General features: G+C 58.3%; 15 protein-coding genes. 11 read left to right on the forward strand and 4 right to left on the reverse strand.

Annotated elements, in window-relative coordinates; translation table 11 throughout:
• The first annotated feature begins 11 nt into the window (after positions 1-11).
• A complete protein-coding gene (locus OP496_RS05340; protein ID WP_280562471.1) occupies positions 12-335 on the forward strand; it encodes a 50S ribosome-binding protein YggL in 324 nt (107 codons plus the stop codon).
• Positions 336-852: 517 nt separating this feature from the next.
• Here the strand turns inward: OP496_RS05340 and OP496_RS05345 are convergent.
• Positions 853-2,076, reverse strand: coding sequence for an MFS transporter (locus OP496_RS05345; RefSeq protein ID WP_280562472.1), 1,224 nt, complete (start codon positions 2,074-2,076; stop codon positions 853-855).
• Positions 2,077-2,386: 310 nt separating this feature from the next.
• Here OP496_RS05345 and OP496_RS05350 point away from each other — a divergent pair, with 310 nt between their 5' ends.
• From OP496_RS05350 to OP496_RS18365, 3 genes are all read left to right on the forward strand, one after another.
• The gene (locus OP496_RS05350; protein ID WP_280562473.1) at positions 2,387-3,544 is read left to right on the forward strand and encodes a Fic family protein; all 1,158 of its coding nucleotides are present in this window, start codon (positions 2,387-2,389) and stop codon (positions 3,542-3,544) included.
• 69 nt (positions 3,545-3,613) lie between these two features.
• Positions 3,614-3,877: a type I restriction-modification system subunit M N-terminal domain-containing protein gene (locus OP496_RS18360; RefSeq protein ID WP_348521999.1), complete on the forward strand. Its 264-nt coding sequence runs from the start codon at positions 3,614-3,616 to the stop codon at positions 3,875-3,877.
• Between the two features lie 95 nt (positions 3,878-3,972).
• A complete protein-coding gene (locus OP496_RS18365; RefSeq protein ID WP_348522000.1) occupies positions 3,973-4,275 on the forward strand; it encodes a hypothetical protein in 303 nt (100 codons plus the stop codon).
• A 147-nt stretch (positions 4,276-4,422) separates the two neighbouring features.
• Here the strand turns inward: OP496_RS18365 and OP496_RS05365 are convergent, their stop codons facing one another.
• The 3 genes from OP496_RS05365 to OP496_RS05375 all read right to left on the reverse strand — a co-directional run bounded on the left by OP496_RS05365 (position 4,423) and on the right by OP496_RS05375 (position 8,110).
• Positions 4,423-5,259 (reverse strand): DUF3883 domain-containing protein, encoded by an 837-nt coding sequence (locus OP496_RS05365; protein ID WP_280562474.1) that lies wholly within the window; start codon positions 5,257-5,259, stop codon positions 4,423-4,425.
• Between the two features lie 307 nt (positions 5,260-5,566).
• Positions 5,567-6,268 (reverse strand): GntR family transcriptional regulator, encoded by a 702-nt coding sequence (locus tag OP496_RS05370; protein WP_280562475.1) that lies wholly within the window; start codon positions 6,266-6,268, stop codon positions 5,567-5,569.
• 60 nt (positions 6,269-6,328) lie between these two features.
• Complete coding sequence (locus OP496_RS05375; RefSeq protein WP_280562476.1) at positions 6,329-8,110, reverse strand: IlvD/Edd family dehydratase; 1,782 nt, start codon at positions 8,108-8,110, stop codon at positions 6,329-6,331.
• Positions 8,111-8,242: 132 nt separating this feature from the next.
• Between OP496_RS05375 and OP496_RS05380 the strand changes: the two genes are divergently transcribed.
• The 7 genes from OP496_RS05380 (at position 8,243) to OP496_RS05410 (ending at position 15,714) form a co-directional block, all read left to right on the forward strand.
• Positions 8,243-9,277 (forward strand): tripartite tricarboxylate transporter substrate binding protein, encoded by a 1,035-nt coding sequence (locus OP496_RS05380; protein ID WP_280562477.1) that lies wholly within the window; start codon positions 8,243-8,245, stop codon positions 9,275-9,277.
• Between the two features lie 51 nt (positions 9,278-9,328).
• Entirely contained in the window at positions 9,329-9,832 is a 504-nt protein-coding gene (locus tag OP496_RS05385; RefSeq protein ID WP_280562478.1) for a tripartite tricarboxylate transporter TctB family protein, read from the forward strand.
• A gap of 102 nt (positions 9,833-9,934) precedes the next feature.
• Positions 9,935-11,440: a tripartite tricarboxylate transporter permease gene (locus OP496_RS05390; protein ID WP_280562479.1), complete on the forward strand. Its 1,506-nt coding sequence runs from the start codon at positions 9,935-9,937 to the stop codon at positions 11,438-11,440.
• A gap of 28 nt (positions 11,441-11,468) precedes the next feature.
• On the forward strand, positions 11,469-12,590 hold the full coding sequence (locus tag OP496_RS05395) for a mandelate racemase/muconate lactonizing enzyme family protein (protein ID WP_280562480.1): 1,122 nt from the start codon (positions 11,469-11,471) through the stop codon (positions 12,588-12,590).
• A 28-nt stretch (positions 12,591-12,618) separates the two neighbouring features.
• On the forward strand, positions 12,619-13,548 hold the full coding sequence (locus OP496_RS05400; protein ID WP_280562481.1) for a dihydrodipicolinate synthase family protein: 930 nt from the start codon (positions 12,619-12,621) through the stop codon (positions 13,546-13,548).
• Positions 13,541-14,557 carry a D-glycerate dehydrogenase gene (locus OP496_RS05405; protein WP_280562482.1) on the forward strand — a complete coding sequence of 339 codons (1,017 nt, stop codon included), beginning with the start codon at positions 13,541-13,543 and terminating at the stop codon, positions 14,555-14,557. The genes OP496_RS05400 and OP496_RS05405 overlap by 8 nt, the downstream gene beginning before the upstream one ends.
• On the forward strand, positions 14,557-15,714 hold the full coding sequence (locus OP496_RS05410; protein ID WP_280562483.1) for an alpha-hydroxy acid oxidase: 1,158 nt from the start codon (positions 14,557-14,559) through the stop codon (positions 15,712-15,714). The genes OP496_RS05405 and OP496_RS05410 overlap by 1 nt, the downstream gene beginning before the upstream one ends.
• The last annotated feature ends 14 nt before the right edge of the window (positions 15,715-15,728 follow it).

Here is a 15,728-nt window from a genome sequence, read left to right on the forward strand (position 1 = left end):
GAGAAAGCGCTATGTCGGGGATGGGAGATGGGGGTGTAGTACGGGAAAAAGGTAAATTCGCGGTACTTGGGTTTGCGGTGTCATGCCGTCTGCAGGACGTGGCACACGGGGATGCGTCGTGGTTTCTCGATGCTCTGGATGCACAACTCGAAGCGTGCGGCCTGGTCATGGGGGGCGGGATCGATGCGGATTGTTTAGACATTTTCGTGTTGCCGCGCAAAGACGCTAACGTGACTGATAGCGACCGTCTCGCGCTGGCCGAGTGGCTCGATCAACAGCCGCTTTGCACGGAAGTGGTGGTGGGCGATTGGGTGGATGCTTATGGGGTGGAGTGACAAACGCGGTGGCCATTCGTGGACCTGTATCCATCGCGGTTCAAGAGCCTTTGCCTCAGCGCAGGGCTCTTGGGCAGTAATCCCACACTCAGCCCGAACGGTCTGAAGGCACTATTCAGGAGCGCGAGCGACTGGCTGCCTTTGTCGGTCTCGATATCCGAGAGCGTGCGGCGGCTGATTCTAGTTAGTGCCTCATACTCGGTCTGGTTCATGGCCAGGACCTCGCGGCGTAACTTTTAAAGCACGGCGCCGGGCGTCGTGCGTTGTGCAAACAAAGCTTCGCTCGGTGCGCAGAATATCGCAGTCGATTCCATCAATTGCTCGTAGCCCAGCGATGCCGGCCCTCGTCGCCCTTTCTCGGGGGCGGAGTCGACAGAGTGGCGGCATCGTGCCATCAGTTTTGATGAAAGATCTTTAATGTAAGCGTCATGGCTAAATCGTGAGCAACAAAATGCTCATTATGGATTTTGATACCCTCCTCTTTGGAGTGCGACAGCGTACTCGGAGCGTCGCTCCATCACTGCGTGCCCTGGGTCGACGCCACCTGGCGATTGCGACCGGCGCCTAGCGCCATGGCCAGCGCGCCCAGCGCAATCGCGCTCACCAGAAAACCGATCACGTTCCAGCTACCGCTCCAGTCGTGCAACACGCCGACCAGCAGCGGCCCCAGTGCCGCGAGGGTATAGCCGATACCCTGAGCCATCGCCGAGAGACTCGCTGCGGTAGTGGCATCGGGCGCGCGCAGCGCCAGCAGCGTCAACGCCATACTGAACGTACCGCCTTGGCCCAGGCCCAGCACCACGATCCACAGCCAGATGCTATCGGTAGGTGCGTAGAGGCAGCCCAGCAGCCCAGTCAGGGTAAGTGTCATCACGCCGATCAGCACCGCGCGCTGATCGCGCATACGGCTGCCGATCCACGGTGCCAGAATCGCCGTGATCACCTGCAGCAAGATCGACACCGACAGCGCCAGTCCTGCGGTAACCGCCGCTAGCCCGCGATCTTGCAGAATCGTCGGCAGCCAACCGAACACGATATAGGCCAGCGACGATTGCAGTCCCATGAATAGCGATACCTGCCACGCCAGCGGGTCGTGACGTAAGCGTGCGCCGCGACGGGCGGGCACGCGAGTAGGCTTGGTGCCCTTGAGCTGCGGTAGCCAGAATAGGGCGGCGATCACCGCCGGCAGCAACCAGAACGCCAGCGCTCCTTGCCAGGGATTGTATGCAGCCCCTTGCCAAGCGCCGTCCAATAGCTGACGCAGCGGCTCCGTGGTGCCGGCAGCCGCAGAAGCGCCGAGATTGAGCGCCACGGTGTAGAAGCCAGTCATGATACTAACGTGGCGAGGGAAGTCCCGTTTGACGATGCCCGGCAGCAACACCCCGATGATCCCGATACAGCCGCCAGCGATTGCCGTACCAAGAAACAGCCCCGCTGTGCCGACATAGGGCCGCACGAGCAGTGTCACCGCCAATATCAGAAGTGCGGCGAACACACTGCGCTCCGACCCGATACGACGCACCATGCGTGGCGCCAGCGGCGCTGCGAGCCCCAAAAATAGCACCGGCAGCGTGGTCAGAATGCCCTGCAGGCTAGAGGATAGCGCCAGCGTCTCACCGATGCTGCTGAGCACTGGCGCGACGCTGGTTAGTGCCGGGCGTAGATTGAGCGCTACCAGTAGTAGCGCCACGAGCGTCAGAACGCCACGGCGGGGCATTGCGGAAGTCGACAAGAGGACCATCCTTGGAAATCGAAAGATATTACGTCACAGCGGCAAAGCCGAGGACGCAAGGATAGCCGATTACAGCCAAAATGAGGATGGTTCTACGTCAATCGTCTAGGGCCGGTAGTGGTTTTGACTGTATGGAGGTGGTCGGTGGTTATGTTGTTTTGCTGTTTGGGGCGGTCGCTAGGCCAGCGGGAAGCGCTGGAGGTCGTCACCCAGCCAATCGCGCCAACGGGGATGTTAAAATTAAAGGTATTTCTATTTTAAATTAGAGCCAAAAATGAAATAGTGGGATCGGTTATTTTAACTTCCTAGAGGGACGCTCATGCGTCGCGGTTTGACCGGTCATCATGTTCCCAGCATCGCGGGCGGTGTGAATTGCCAGGCCTTTGTCCCGGCACCGTTGCCGCCCACTCCGCCGTTGTCGCTGGATGACAAGCTTCAGAATCGTCTATCACAGGCGCATGTCGCTCTGGGGCGTTTGGATGGCATTTCGACGCTGCTGCCCGATGCGCAGCTTTTTCTTTACAGCTACGTGCGTAAAGAAGCGGTGATGTCATCGCAGATCGAAGGGACGCAGTCCTCGCTCAGCGACCTCATGATCTTCGAGATGGAAGGCATTCCCGGCGTTCCCATGGACGACGTTCAGGAAGTCTCCTGCTACGTGCGTGCGCTCAATCTGGGTATTCAGCGCATTCGCGAAGGGCATCCGATCACCATTCGCTTGATTTTGGAGCTCCACCAAGAGCTGATGACTAACGGGCGAGGCACGCATCGCCGGCCGGGAGAGTTTCGTCAAAATCAGGTCTGGATTGGCGGCCATCGAGCCGATGAGGCGACCTTCGTACCACCACCGGCCAACCAGCTCGCTGATTGCTGGAGTGCATTCGAGCGCTTTCTCAACGACGAGCCGGCGGCGACGGAACCGGTGATCAAGGCGGCGCTGGCGCATGTCCAGTTCGAAACCATTCATCCGTTCATGGATGGCAACGGCCGGCTTGGGCGCCTGCTGATCCCGTTGATTCTGACCCAAGCTGGCATTCTCACCGAGCCACTGCTCTATCTCTCGGTCTTCTTCAAACGGCATCGGCAGGTCTACTACGAGCACCTCCAAAACGTGCGTCTGACCGGCGATTGGGAAAGCTGGTTGCTCTTTTTCGTTGATGCCATCGCCGATACCGCCAACCATGCCGTTGCCACGGCGCAAGCGTTGAATGCGTTGCTGACCCAGGACAAGGCTCGGCTCTCGGCTCTGGGCCGTCTATCCGGCTCGGCGACCCAAGTGCTGGAGGCGCTGTTTAGCCACCCGGTGGTGAACATCGCCACGCTGCATCGAGAAACCGGGCTGACTCAAGCCACCGTTGGGAAGGTAATGGACGCGTTGGAAAAACAGCTCGGCATTGTGCAGGAACTGACCGGCCAGAAACGCAACCGGGTGTTCGCCTACAGCGCCTATATCGAGCTCTTGAACCGGGACGAATAACGCTCCGTCATCTTTTTGTATTGCTTATTGTGCTTGTCGAATGACAAGTAATTTCTCAGGATTTATTGAATGCCACTGACCCTCCCCCAGCTCGAACGCCATCTCTTCAGCGCCGCCGATATCCTGCGCGGTAAGATGGATGCCTCCGAGTTCAAGGAATATATCTTCGGCATGCTGTTTCTGAAGCGCTGCTCGGACGTATTCGATGAGCGCTACGAGCAGGTCGTCAGCGAGCCGTTTATCCACTCGGTGGCATTCTCTTGGAGCAAGGACGTGCTGCAGCCTTTGCTGGGATTCTCCGACGCACCACCGGGCGACTGGCGCGCTGAATGATCCTGCCACTGGTGGCGCTGGTGATCAGCCCGCTGGCGTCGCCGAGCCGGGCAGCGATGATCCTGCTGGACGGGTTGGGCTTCGCCACCTAGGTGATGCTAGCCTTCATCGACATGTTCTTGTGGCCGCGCGCCTCCAAGCTGGGCGTGCTGGAGGACATCGTTGCTGGCTTCATGGTGACCGTGGCCTTCACTACTCTTTGGAAGCACCCGTTAGGCATCCACGCCCCCTTCTGGGGGCTGATGCTCAACCTACCGGTGTTCGTCACCGCCTCTCTGGGGACCGCGCCCACCCAATACGACGTCGTAGAATGTTTCTTCCGCATCGCCGCCCCCAAGGGTCTTACCCGGCTCGGCGGAGGACACGTTTCCCAAACCGGTGACTTCCTGAAGGTGTGAATGGCTTAACCCTTTCTCGTGCTTTGTCGTCGGAGGTCGAATTTGGCCACGGCTTTACGTCACGATAATGTCTACAAGATGACAGTAGACAAGGGGAAGGGGTTGATGTAGGTCGGCAGGCTATCTTCGTGCTGCTATCTTCAGGAATCAACGCACTCCGGCCCGATAGCTGTCGGGCTCGAGCCATAAATGATCCCGAAGATTGCCTTGTAGGCAGAACATCTTCGGCCGGTCGCGGAAGTTGAAAAGCCGGTAAAGATGATAGTGAGCGGCATTTTTACCTGAACAGTCCAGCTCGTTGAGTGAGAGAAAGAAGGCGCACTCCTTGGCGAAGGCGGTGGTCTTGACCTCGATCATGCGTTCGCTGCCATCAGAAGAGAAAGAACGAACATCGAACCCCATGCCGTCGCCCTGGGTGGCTGCGACATGCTCCACAGCTTCGGCGAGCTTTTGCGCACCCTCGGCTATCAGCCGTTGGCGCTCGTAGGCAAGCACGAAGCATTCGCCTGCGTGCCCTAGCTCACGGTTGCGGGCTTCGCGGGCGAGATAGTCGCGTTTCACGACATAACTGCCCGGACTTTCTTGTAGTTGAGGAGTCGTTTGGGGTGGGTCAACGACTACGCCTTCGAGCGTTTCGGGCGTGTTGTCGATGACGGGACGTTCTGCCGCCGATAGGGCCGCTCGATCAACAATCTCACTACGTAATAAGCGCTTTTCGACGCATTCTGCCAAGATTGCCTGATAGTTACTTCGTGGTTTATATCCCGCTACATATGGGCAGCCGGCATCGCGCAGCACTGCGCTGATATTGCAGTGCTTGAATTCGATGGAAGCACGTGAGCGCTTGGGTAATTGTTCCACCAACTGACGATTGAGAGCTGCTTTGTTGTAGCGCTGATGGCTTAATTCCGCGATCAACATTCGATGGTAAGTATCGACGATGGCCTCGATCTCGTCGACGGACCATGAATCTTCACGAGGCATTATGTTCACTCGATATTTTGGATTTTAAATACCAGTGCGATCTCCCTTGGCGTTTGATAGCTTAGGACCGAGCGCAGCTGGCAACCGCTGTACTCTATCCCAGTCTATTTGATCACATCTTGCTGTTTCGTATCGCTAGCCTACCAGTCACTCACACTTCAGTGATCTGAAGAAGTTCCCCAGGGATTCTTGGCCTGAAGGTCATCAACCTACAGTCGTTGCTCAGTAGGCTTCCGCTTCTGGTCGCAAGTGGGTATTACGCCCTTTTCGATACATTGTAACGGGCCAGGGGTCGCAAGGTTTAGGGTTACGAATACGTGTGTTGATAAAGTTCCAAGTAGCGGTTTTTGGAAGGCAGTAGGTGCTGGCGACATAGGTCAGCCAGGCGTTGGCGGTCTTCATCACGAATAGCATCAATCATGGCCTGATGCTCGCTGCGGGCTTGAGCCAGAGAGTCGCGGTTGGTGATGGCGGTAAAACGGATGCCATGGGCCTTCTGGGCGAACTCGTTGATGGTGGCGTAGAGATAAGCGTTTCCGCAGACCCGGAACAGTGTGCGATGGAAGGCGATGTTCATATGAAACACCTGTCGAAGGTCGTGGGAATCCACGGCCTCGCTGTGGCGCCGGTGTACCTCTTCCAGCTCTGCAAGCCATTCCGGCGGAGCCGGTAGGGGCAGCGCTTCCACCGCAGCCAGTTCGAGGAGCTCACGCATTGCATAGATCTCCTCGACCTCTTCCGGTGGGTAGCTTTTGACAAAAGCGCCACGGTTTTTGATGCGCTCAGTCAGGCCGATACTCTCGAGTTGGAAAAGAGCCTGACGGACGACGTGTCGCTTGCAGTCGAAGCGCTCCATCATGGCTTCCTCGACCAGTCGCTCACGGGGATACAGGCGGCCGAGCACGATATCCTCTTCCACGGTGGCTACGATGTCGTCGACACCGTTTGCTGGGATAGAGGCTTGGGTCTCGGCATCGCCTGAGATGAACGGCTGGACGGTTCGGCTCATGGTCGCTTCCTCAGCAGTTATTGCGGGGCAGAGGGAAAGATAATTGTATCAGGCGTATCCTCAGGCTTCATGCTGTCTCGGTACCCGGCAGGTGGGGGTCGGTCGACAGGCGCGGAAATCGCAGCCTTGCTCGGCTTGAAGGATCTGCTCCATGAACAGGCGTCGATAGCCAAGCAGCGGGACGCCGCTCTCCTCGGTCTGAAAGGTCTGGCGTCGAGCATCGAGCTCTGCGTCGTTCACCTCTAGGCTCAAGCTGTTATTGGTGACGTCCAGCGAGATGATATCACCATCACGCACCAGTCCTAGCGGGCCGCCCTCGGCGGATTCCGGAGAAACATGGAGCACGACGGTACCTGCGGCGGTGCCACTCATGCGTCCTTCAGAGATGCGTACCATGTCTTTGACTCCCTGGGCGGCGAGCTTCTTAGGTATCGGGATATAGCCCGCTTCGGGCATGCCAGGCGCGCCCTTGGGCCCGATGTTCTGCAGTACCAGCACATCGTTGGCCTGTACGTCCAGATCGGGGTCGTCGATGCGGTTGGCGAGGTCCTCCAGCCCGGTGAAGACCACTGCGCGACCGTGATGTGCCATCAGCTCGGCCGAGGCGGCCGACTGCTTGATGATGGCGCCGGCCGGGGCCAGGTTGCCATGCAATACCGCAATACCGCCTTGGGCGTAGACGGGGTTTTCCTTGGGGTGTACGACCTTTTGGTCGATGAGATGTACGGCGGCATCGATGTTCTCGCCCAAGGTGTGGCCGTTGATGGTCATGGCATCCAGGTGCAGTAGCGGTTTTAACTCGCGGAGCAGAGTGGGCAGGCCGCCAGCTCGGTGCAGGTCCTCCATGTACCCCTCCCCCGATGGTTTGAGGTCCATCAGCACAGGGGTTTCCTGGCTCATTCGATCGAAAGCTTCAAGGTCGATGTCGATACCCAAGCGTCCAGCGATGGCAGTCAGGTGAATCAGAGCGTTGGTGGAACCGCCCAAGGATAGCAGCACGCGCAGGGCATTCTCGAAAGCCTCAGGAGTGAGAATCTGAGCTGGAGTGACGCCGCTGCGAGCGAGTGCTACGGCCTGGGTACCGGATTGCTCGGCGATGCGCTGACGGTCAGCATAGACGGCCGGCGCGGTGGCGCTATGAGGCAGCATTATGCCCAGAGTTTCGGCCAGGCAGGCCATGGTGCTGGCAGTGCCCATCACCGAGCAGGTACCCACGGTAGGGACTAGCTTGTCGTTGACCTCGTTGATCTCAGCCTCGTCGATGTCCTTGCCACGATAGGCAGCCCAGTAACGGCGGCAGTCGGTGCAGGCGCCGACACGTACACCACGGTGTGAACCAGAGAGCATGGGGCCGGTGACTACTTGTACTGTCGGGACCCCGGCGCTGGCGGCGGCCATCAACTGAGCGGGAACAGTCTTGTCGCAGCCGCCAATCAGCACCACGGCATCCATGGGTTGGGCGCGGATCATCTCCTCAGTATCCAGCGCCATGAGGTTGCGAAGGTACATGCTGGTGGGGTTTGCGAAAGATTCGTGCAGGGTGATGGTGGGGAAATCCACCGGTAGGCCGCCAGCGAGCATTACGCCGCGTTTCACGCTCTCCACAAGTCCAGGGACGTTACCGTGACAGGCATTGTAGCCGCTGTAGGTGTTGGCGATACCGATGACCGGGCGGGAGAGGGCATCGTCAGTATAGCCCATGCCCTTGATGAAAGCCTTGCGCAGGAACAGCGAGAACTCCGAGTCGCCGTAGTTGGTCAGGCGGTTGGACATGCCCAAGGTGGCGTTTTCGGTAGCCGATTCCCGGTGACGTTCGTTGCCGTTGCTGTAGTCCTGGCTCATCGCGGTTTCCTCTATTTTGTTTGCGGCTTATCAGATGGTCCGTTAATGCGGATCTTGCAGGCTAGACTAGGCGGTATAAATTTGATTGACAAGATTATTGACAATCTTATTGATGGCAAACTACGTTGATTCGTGCAAGCAAGACTTGTACGCCAATGTGCAGCACAACGACAAACAGCACTTGAGGTAATAACGATGAATATTCGTGGAGCTTACGCCGCTACTCTGCTATCCGCCCTGATGCTTTCTGGAACCGCTCAGGCAGAATATTCGGCAGCCGATGAGATCACGGTGCTTCAAGGGTTCAAGGCAGGTGGAGGCAGCGATGCCTTGGCTCAGTTGACCCAGCCGTTCTTGCGAGAGTCGCTGGGTGTGGAATTCGTCAATGAGTATCTGCCCGGGGCTACTGGGGGGATCGCCTGGACCCGTCTGGCCAAGGAGTCGACGGACGATGGCAGCGTCATCAGCATCACCAATACCCCGATGCTGATGACGAACTACATCATGAACGATTCCATCCAGTACTCGATCGACGAGCTGACTCCGATCGCCAACGTGGTCACTGATCCGGGCATCATCGTGGTGCCCAAAGACAGCCCCTACGAAACCGTGGAGGATTTCTTTACCGCTGCCAAAGAACACCCCGGTGAGATTACAGTGGGCAACTCGGGCGTCGGCGGGGATGATTTCTTCTCGACCATAATGCTTGAAAAAGCGACCGGCCTATCCTTCCAGAAGGTGCCTTTCCAAGGCGATGGACCTTCAGCCACGGCGGCCATGGGCGGCAAGATCGATGCCAGCTTCAACAACCTTGGCAACGTCTACGGCCAAATCCAGTCGGGCAGCCTGCGGCCACTGGCGGTGTTTGCCCGCGAGCGACTGGATATCCTGCCTGATGTACCCACTCTGGTTGAAAAAGATATCGATGTGGTGGCTGGCTCTTCACGTGGTTACAGCGCGCCCGCGGGCATTCCTGATGAAGCTCGCAAGGAGCTGATCGCCGCCTTTGAGTCCCTCAAGGAAAACGAAGAGTTCCAGAAAACTGCTCAGGAGCGTGCCCTGAATCTCGATATCCAGACCGGTGACGACTACGGCCAGATGATGCAGGACATGGAAGGGCAGTTCGAAGATATCTGGGCAGAGGTCAAAGATGAGGTTAACCAGTAAGGCGACACGCTGGCTGGCAATGACATACGGTGGCCGAGAAGGGGGTGTGAGATGAATGTAAGTCGTCTGGTCTTGGGTATCTTCGCCATTGGCTTGGCAGCTACCTTCTATGTCAATGCGCTGGGCTATCCCGATAAGGCGGCAAACATACCCTTGATTTATTCGGTTGTCGTGGTCCTGTTGGGGGTGGCGATGGTGGGTCAGGAAGTATTCAGCACCATACGTCGTCGCCAGTCGTCAGCCGGTGAGGCGGCCCCGCCCACGCACGATGACACCGCGTCAGAGGAGACGCCCGCTAGTGAGCAGGCCAGCCGAAGCAAGCCATGGAAGGCTATGCTGGTCTTTCTGCTGGCCGCGCTTTACCTCTACAGCATTTCGATGCTGGGGTACCTCATCGCCACTGTAGGCTTCATGGTCGTGGCGTTGGCGATGATCGGGTACGTCTCTTGGCGCTTCGCAGCAATAGGCATCGTGCTGCTGGTCATAGTGGTGTGCTCGGTCTTCATCGGTTTTCTGGGCCTGCCTATGCCGCTACTGCCGCCACTGCTTTCCTAACGACACTTTTGGCATTACTTATCTCCAGCCCCGCGTTGCTTGGAACAGGCGTCGTAGGGGCGGGGAGGGGGTGCCTGACGCTGGCTCCTGGAGTCTAGTCATATGGATAATCTTGTTCTGGTGGGCCTGACCAACGTCATTACGTTCACCAATATTTCTCTGATACTGGGCGGTACTCTGCTGGGCCTGTTCGTGGGAGCCATGCCCGGGCTCTCTGCGACCATGGCGCTGGCACTATTGCTACCCTTGACCTTCGGCATGAATCCCGCCACGGGACTCAGCATGTTGGCCGCGCTTTATGTGGGTGCTTCTTATGGTGGCTCGATCGCCGCCATTCTATTGCGGACACCTGGCACGCCGTCGGCCGCTGCCACAGTTCTTGATGGCTTTCCACTATCGCAACAGGGCCAGGCGGGGAAGGCATTAGGGATCTCGCTCTTTTCATCCTTCATCGGTGGCCTGATGAGCGGCATTGCGCTGCTTACAGCGGCGCCGTTGCTTGGTGTACTGGTGCTCAAGTTCGGCCCTGTCGAGCTGTTTGCGATTGCCGTATTGGGTATCACTATCATTGGTTCGCTTTCACAGGGCTCGGTAGTAAGCGGTCTGCTTTCCGGGACTCTGGGGTTACTGGTGAGCACAGTAGGCATGGATCAGATCACCGGCACGCCGCGGATGACCTTTGGCATTATTAACCTGTTCTCGGGCATTGAGTTCACCATAGCGCTGATCGGGCTTTTCTCTATCCCGCAGGCACTGATACTTATCGAGAATGCCCATGGCACCCAGAAGGTGGCCAGCAAGATCTCCGACAGGTTGGTCCCGCCTCTCGGCGAAATTCGCCGCTTGTTGCCCAACATTTTTCGCTCCGGCGGTATCGGCATCATCACCGGCCTGATTCCGGGTACCGGAGGTGATACCGCCAGCTGGTTTGCCTATAACGAGGCCAAGCGCTTCGCCAAGGATAAGAGCCGCTTTGGCAAGGGCGATATCGCTGGGGTGGCAGCACCTGAAGCGGCTAACAATGCGGTGGTAGGGGGGGCCTTGATCCCCACCATTGCCTTGGGGATCCCTGGTAGCTCCTCTACCGCCATCCTGCTGGGCGCGCTGATGGTGCAGGGTATCCTGCCCGGCCCTAATCTGCTGACGGACTATGGCGATGTTACCTATACCCTCATCTGGGCAGTAATCTTCGCCAATGTTGGATTATTGCTAATGGGGCTGTTGTTCACTCGGCTATGTGTGAGCGTGACCAAAGTGCCTGACAGTTTCGTGGCCTGCTCGATTATCACGTTGTGTGTGATAGGTGCATTTGCCATCAACAACAGCCTGTTCGAGGTAGGGTTGATGCTGGGCTTCGGGCTGTTTGGTTACTGGATGAACAAGGCGGGTGTATCGCCGGCCCCGATGGTAATCGGACTGATTCTCGGGCCGGTCATGGAGACTAGTTACCAGCAGTCGATGCTGATCGGCCAGGAAAACCTAGGCATCTTTTTGACCAGCCCCATTGCGGTGGTGCTGTTGTGCATCGCCGTTTTATCGGTGCTGCAGGCGACCCCGTTCTTCCGCTGGTTGCGGGGCGTGCTGCGCGCCCGTACTAAGACGGAGTGATTCACTACCCCACACGAAGGATTTTATCATGACGACGATAACCGAGGTGCGTACACGGACGGTCAATGTGCCGCTGGATAACCCCACGAGCTTTTCCAATCGTCAGGTTCTCAAGCGCGATTATGTGCTGGTCGAAGTGGTTGGCGATGACGGCCATGTGGGCATCGGCTTCTGCTATGGCGGCAACAACGCCGGCTCGCTGGTGGCGAACGCGGTGAGGGAGCTGCTGCGGCCGGTGCTGGTGGGGGGCGATGCCCATGCCACCGAGGCGCTTTGGCAGGCGATGTATCAGGAATCGCTGCTGCACGGCCGCTGCGGTTCGGTCATGCGCGCGATCAGTATCCTGGATACCGCGCTGTGGGATCGTAATGCCCGGGCGGCGAAGCTGCCGCTCTACAAGTATCTGGGGGCCAGCGATACGCATAGCGTGCCGGCTTACGCCAGTGGGGGCTACTACCTGGACGGCAAGTCGCCCGAGATGCTAGGCGAAGAGATGGCCAACTACGTGTCCCAGGGGTTCACCGCGGTCAAGATGAAGGTAGGGCGCGAGGATCTGGCTGGTGAGGAAGCGCGACTGGCCGCAGTGCGCGAGGCGGTGGGTCCCAACGTGCAGGTGATGCTGGATGCCAACAATGCCTGGCGGGACCTGCCGTCGGCGCTGGCCTTCATGCGTATGGCTGAGCCTTATGACCCGTTTTGGATCGAGGAGCCGTTCAGTCCCGATGACATCGACAACCATCGTCGTCTGGCAGAGCGTACCCCGGTGTCGGTGGCCACCGGTGAGATCGAGGCTGGACGCTGGCGCTTCAAGGAACTGCTCGACAAGGAAGCGGCCATGATCCTGCAGACCGATGCCGCAGTATGTGGAGGTATCACCGAGTTTCGGCGCATTGCGGCAACCGCCGCCAGCTACGGCGTGGATATATACCCGCACTGGTTTCACGACCTGCATATCCATTTGGTGGCTTCGGCACCCAACGTGAATATGGTTGAGTTCTTTGCCGACGATCAGGTGCTTAACTTCCGACGCCTGGTAGATACCCAGCTGGAGTTCGCCGACGGTCATTTGTTGTTGCCCACCGCGCCGGGACTCGGTTTCAGCTTCGACCAGGCGGCGCTTGAGCGCTATGCCATCGAGCCTTGGCAATGATTACCTCATTAACAATAAGGAGAATGTCATGTCCCAATTGAGTGGAGATGTCTGGTCACCGGTAATCACCCCCTTTAGTGCTGACTTGGCGCCGGATACGCAACGTTTTGTATCGCATTGCCGGTGGCTCGCTTCGAATGGGGTCGGGTTGGCCGTGTTCGGCACCAACTCTGAGGCCAACTCAATGACGGTGGTAGAAAAGCAGGGGCTGTTGGGCGCCCTGGTGGAGGGCGGTGTCGATCCCGTGCGGGTGATGCCCGGCACTGGGGGCTGTGCAATCGGTGACTGTGTGTCGCTGACCCGCGAGGCGGTGGAAGCCGGCTGTGTCGGTGTGCTGATGCTACCGCCGTTCTACTACAAGGGCGTTAGTGACGAGGGCTTGTTCCGTTACTATAGCGAAGTGATCGATCGCGTCTGCGATTCGCGTCTGCGAATTTATCTCTACCATATTCCGCCCGTCACTCAGGTGCCGCTCTCGTTAGAGTTGATCGAACGTCTGCGCAACGCCTTCCCGGGAGTGATCGCCGGCATCAAGGACAGCGGTGGTAACTGGGCTCATACCCAAGCTTTAGTCGAGCGCTTCGGCGGAGAGGACTTCGCCGTGTATGCCGGTAGTGAACGCTTTCTGCTGGATACCCTGCGGGCAGGTGGGGCTGGCTGTATCAGTGCCACCGCTAATGTCAATCCGGCGGCCATCGTTGAATTGGCAAGGCGCTGGCAGGAGGAGGATGCCGACGCGTGCCAGCAAGGACTCAATGTCGTACGCGATCTGTTCGAAGAGCATCAGTTGATACCTGCCATGAAGGCGGCGACGGCTTATTTCTCGGGAATGGAAGATTGGCGGCGCTTGCGCCCGCCCTTGGTAGAGCTGGACGACCAGCGCGCTGTTGAGCTTGTGTCTTCGCTTAAAGCGATGGGCTTTCGGATGGAAGGCGTGGATGGGGCGAGCCATGGCTGAGCAAACGAAACCGTGGCGTATTATTGCCGTACGACGACTCAGTGAAGACCAGCTAGCGGCGCTTTCTACGGTTGCTGAGGTCGACTATTTCGAGGATGTAAACGAGGCAAACCGTGCTGACTTCCAGTCTGCGCTATCGCGAGCCCATGGCCTGATCGGCGGCAAACTGGATCTCGATGAGGCGATGTTGGCCAAAGCCCCAGCACTACAGGTGATATCCACCATTTCGGTAGGCTATGACCATTTGCCGCTTGAAGCGCTGAATCGGCGCGGCATTCTGCTATGCAATACGCCGGACGTACTTACCGAAACCACCGCCGATACAGCCTTTGCACTGATCATGGCCACTCAGCGACGCTTGGTGGAGCTGGCCGACCTGGTACGCGAGGGAGACTGGCGAGAGCATATTGGCCGCGAGCACTTCGGCGTCGATGTTCACGGCAAGACCCTGGGTATCGTGGGGGCTGGGCGCATCGGTGCGGCCATTGCAAAGCGCGGGGCACTGGGTTTTGGCATGCCTATTCTCTACACGGCCGCTTCACCGAAGCCGGCGCTTGAGCAGGAACTAGGCGCAAAGCAGCATGGTCTTGAGGCGTTGTTAGAACAAGCCGATATCGTTTGTTTGAGCGTGCCCTATAACGACGATACCCACTACTTGATTGACGCTGATGCTCTGGCGCGGATGAAGCCTACGGCGGCGCTGGTCAATGTGGCAAGAGGAAAGGTGGTCGACGAGCCGGCGCTGGTTGAGGCTCTACACGTCGGCAGAATTCGCGCGGCAGGGCTCGATGTATTCGCTGAGGAGCCGCTGCCGGCCAATTCACCATTGGTGGCTATGGACAATGTTGTAACCACACCGCATATCGGCTCGGCGACTCATGAAACCCGTGAAGCCATGGCACAGCTGGCGGTCGATAACCTGATGGGATCATTGACTAACAGCGGTCCACGCACCGCCGTCAATGAGGATGTCTGGAGACGGGCCGCCGCTGAAGCCAAGGAGGTATGATGGCCCGCCGCTTGGAGCGCATCTTGAGCCTCGAGGACTTCGAACAGGCAGCTCAACGACATTTGCCAAGACCGCTATTTGGCTATGTGGATAGCGTGGCCGAGGACGGCAATGCTGCCCGAGCCAGCCGTGAAGCCTTCGATAAATATATGTTTTTGCCGCGGGCGCTGGTGAACGTCTCCGAGGTGTCTACCGGGACCGAACTCTTCGGATGCCGCTATGCCTACCCATTCGGCATCGCGCCCATGGGCATCAGCGCCCTGACTGCCTATCGCGGCGACCGGGTGCTGGCACGGAAGGCATCCGACGCCGGGGTTCCCATGATCGTCAGCGGCACCTCGCTGATTCCCATGGAAGAGCTGACGGGGCCGGATGGCTCGGACTGGTTCCAGGCCTATCTGCCCGGAACCCCGGAGGAGATCGACGCTCTGTTAGTTCGCGTCGAGCGGGCTGGGTTTACCAAGCTGGTGATCACCGTGGATTACGCTGTACCACCGAATCCTGAGAATCACCGACGTGCCGGCTTCTCGTCGCCACTGCGTCCTAGCTTACGCTTGGCCCGGGATGGCCTAGTCCGACCCAGGTGGTTGTTCGGGACTTTCCTGAAGACTTTATGGTGCCATGGTGTGCCGCACTTCGAGAATAACGCTGCGACCCGTGGCTTGCCGGTGCTGGCGAAGAACGTCAGTCGGGATTTCTCGGGCCGCCGACATCTTGACTGGTCGATCCTAGAGCGGGTTCGGGCGCACTGGAAAGGGACCTTGGTGGTAAAGGGTATCCTGCACCCTGAGGATGCACGGCGTGCTGTGAGTGTTGGGGCAGATGGTTTGATTGTCTCCAATCACGGCGGCCGTCAGCTCGATGCTACTGTGGCGCCTCTGACTATGCTGTCCGAGGTGCTGGAGGCGGTTGAGGGCACTGTGCCGGTAATGATTGACGGCAGCTTCCGCCGCGGCAGCCAAGTACTCAAGGCACTATCGTTGGGGGCCAGCTTCGTATTTCTAGGGCGTCCCTTTAATTATGCGGCCAGCATCGGTGGTGAGGCCGGTGTAGAGAAAGCCATTTCACTGCTTGGCGCTGAAATAGAGCGCAACATGGCACTGCTAGGCGTGACATGCGTCGAGGAATTGACGCCCGATTTGTTACGGCGACATTGATCTATGTAGTCCAT

Source organism: Chromohalobacter sp. 48-RD10, from assembly GCF_029889785.1.
Classification (GTDB): domain Bacteria; phylum Pseudomonadota; class Gammaproteobacteria; order Pseudomonadales; family Halomonadaceae; genus Chromohalobacter.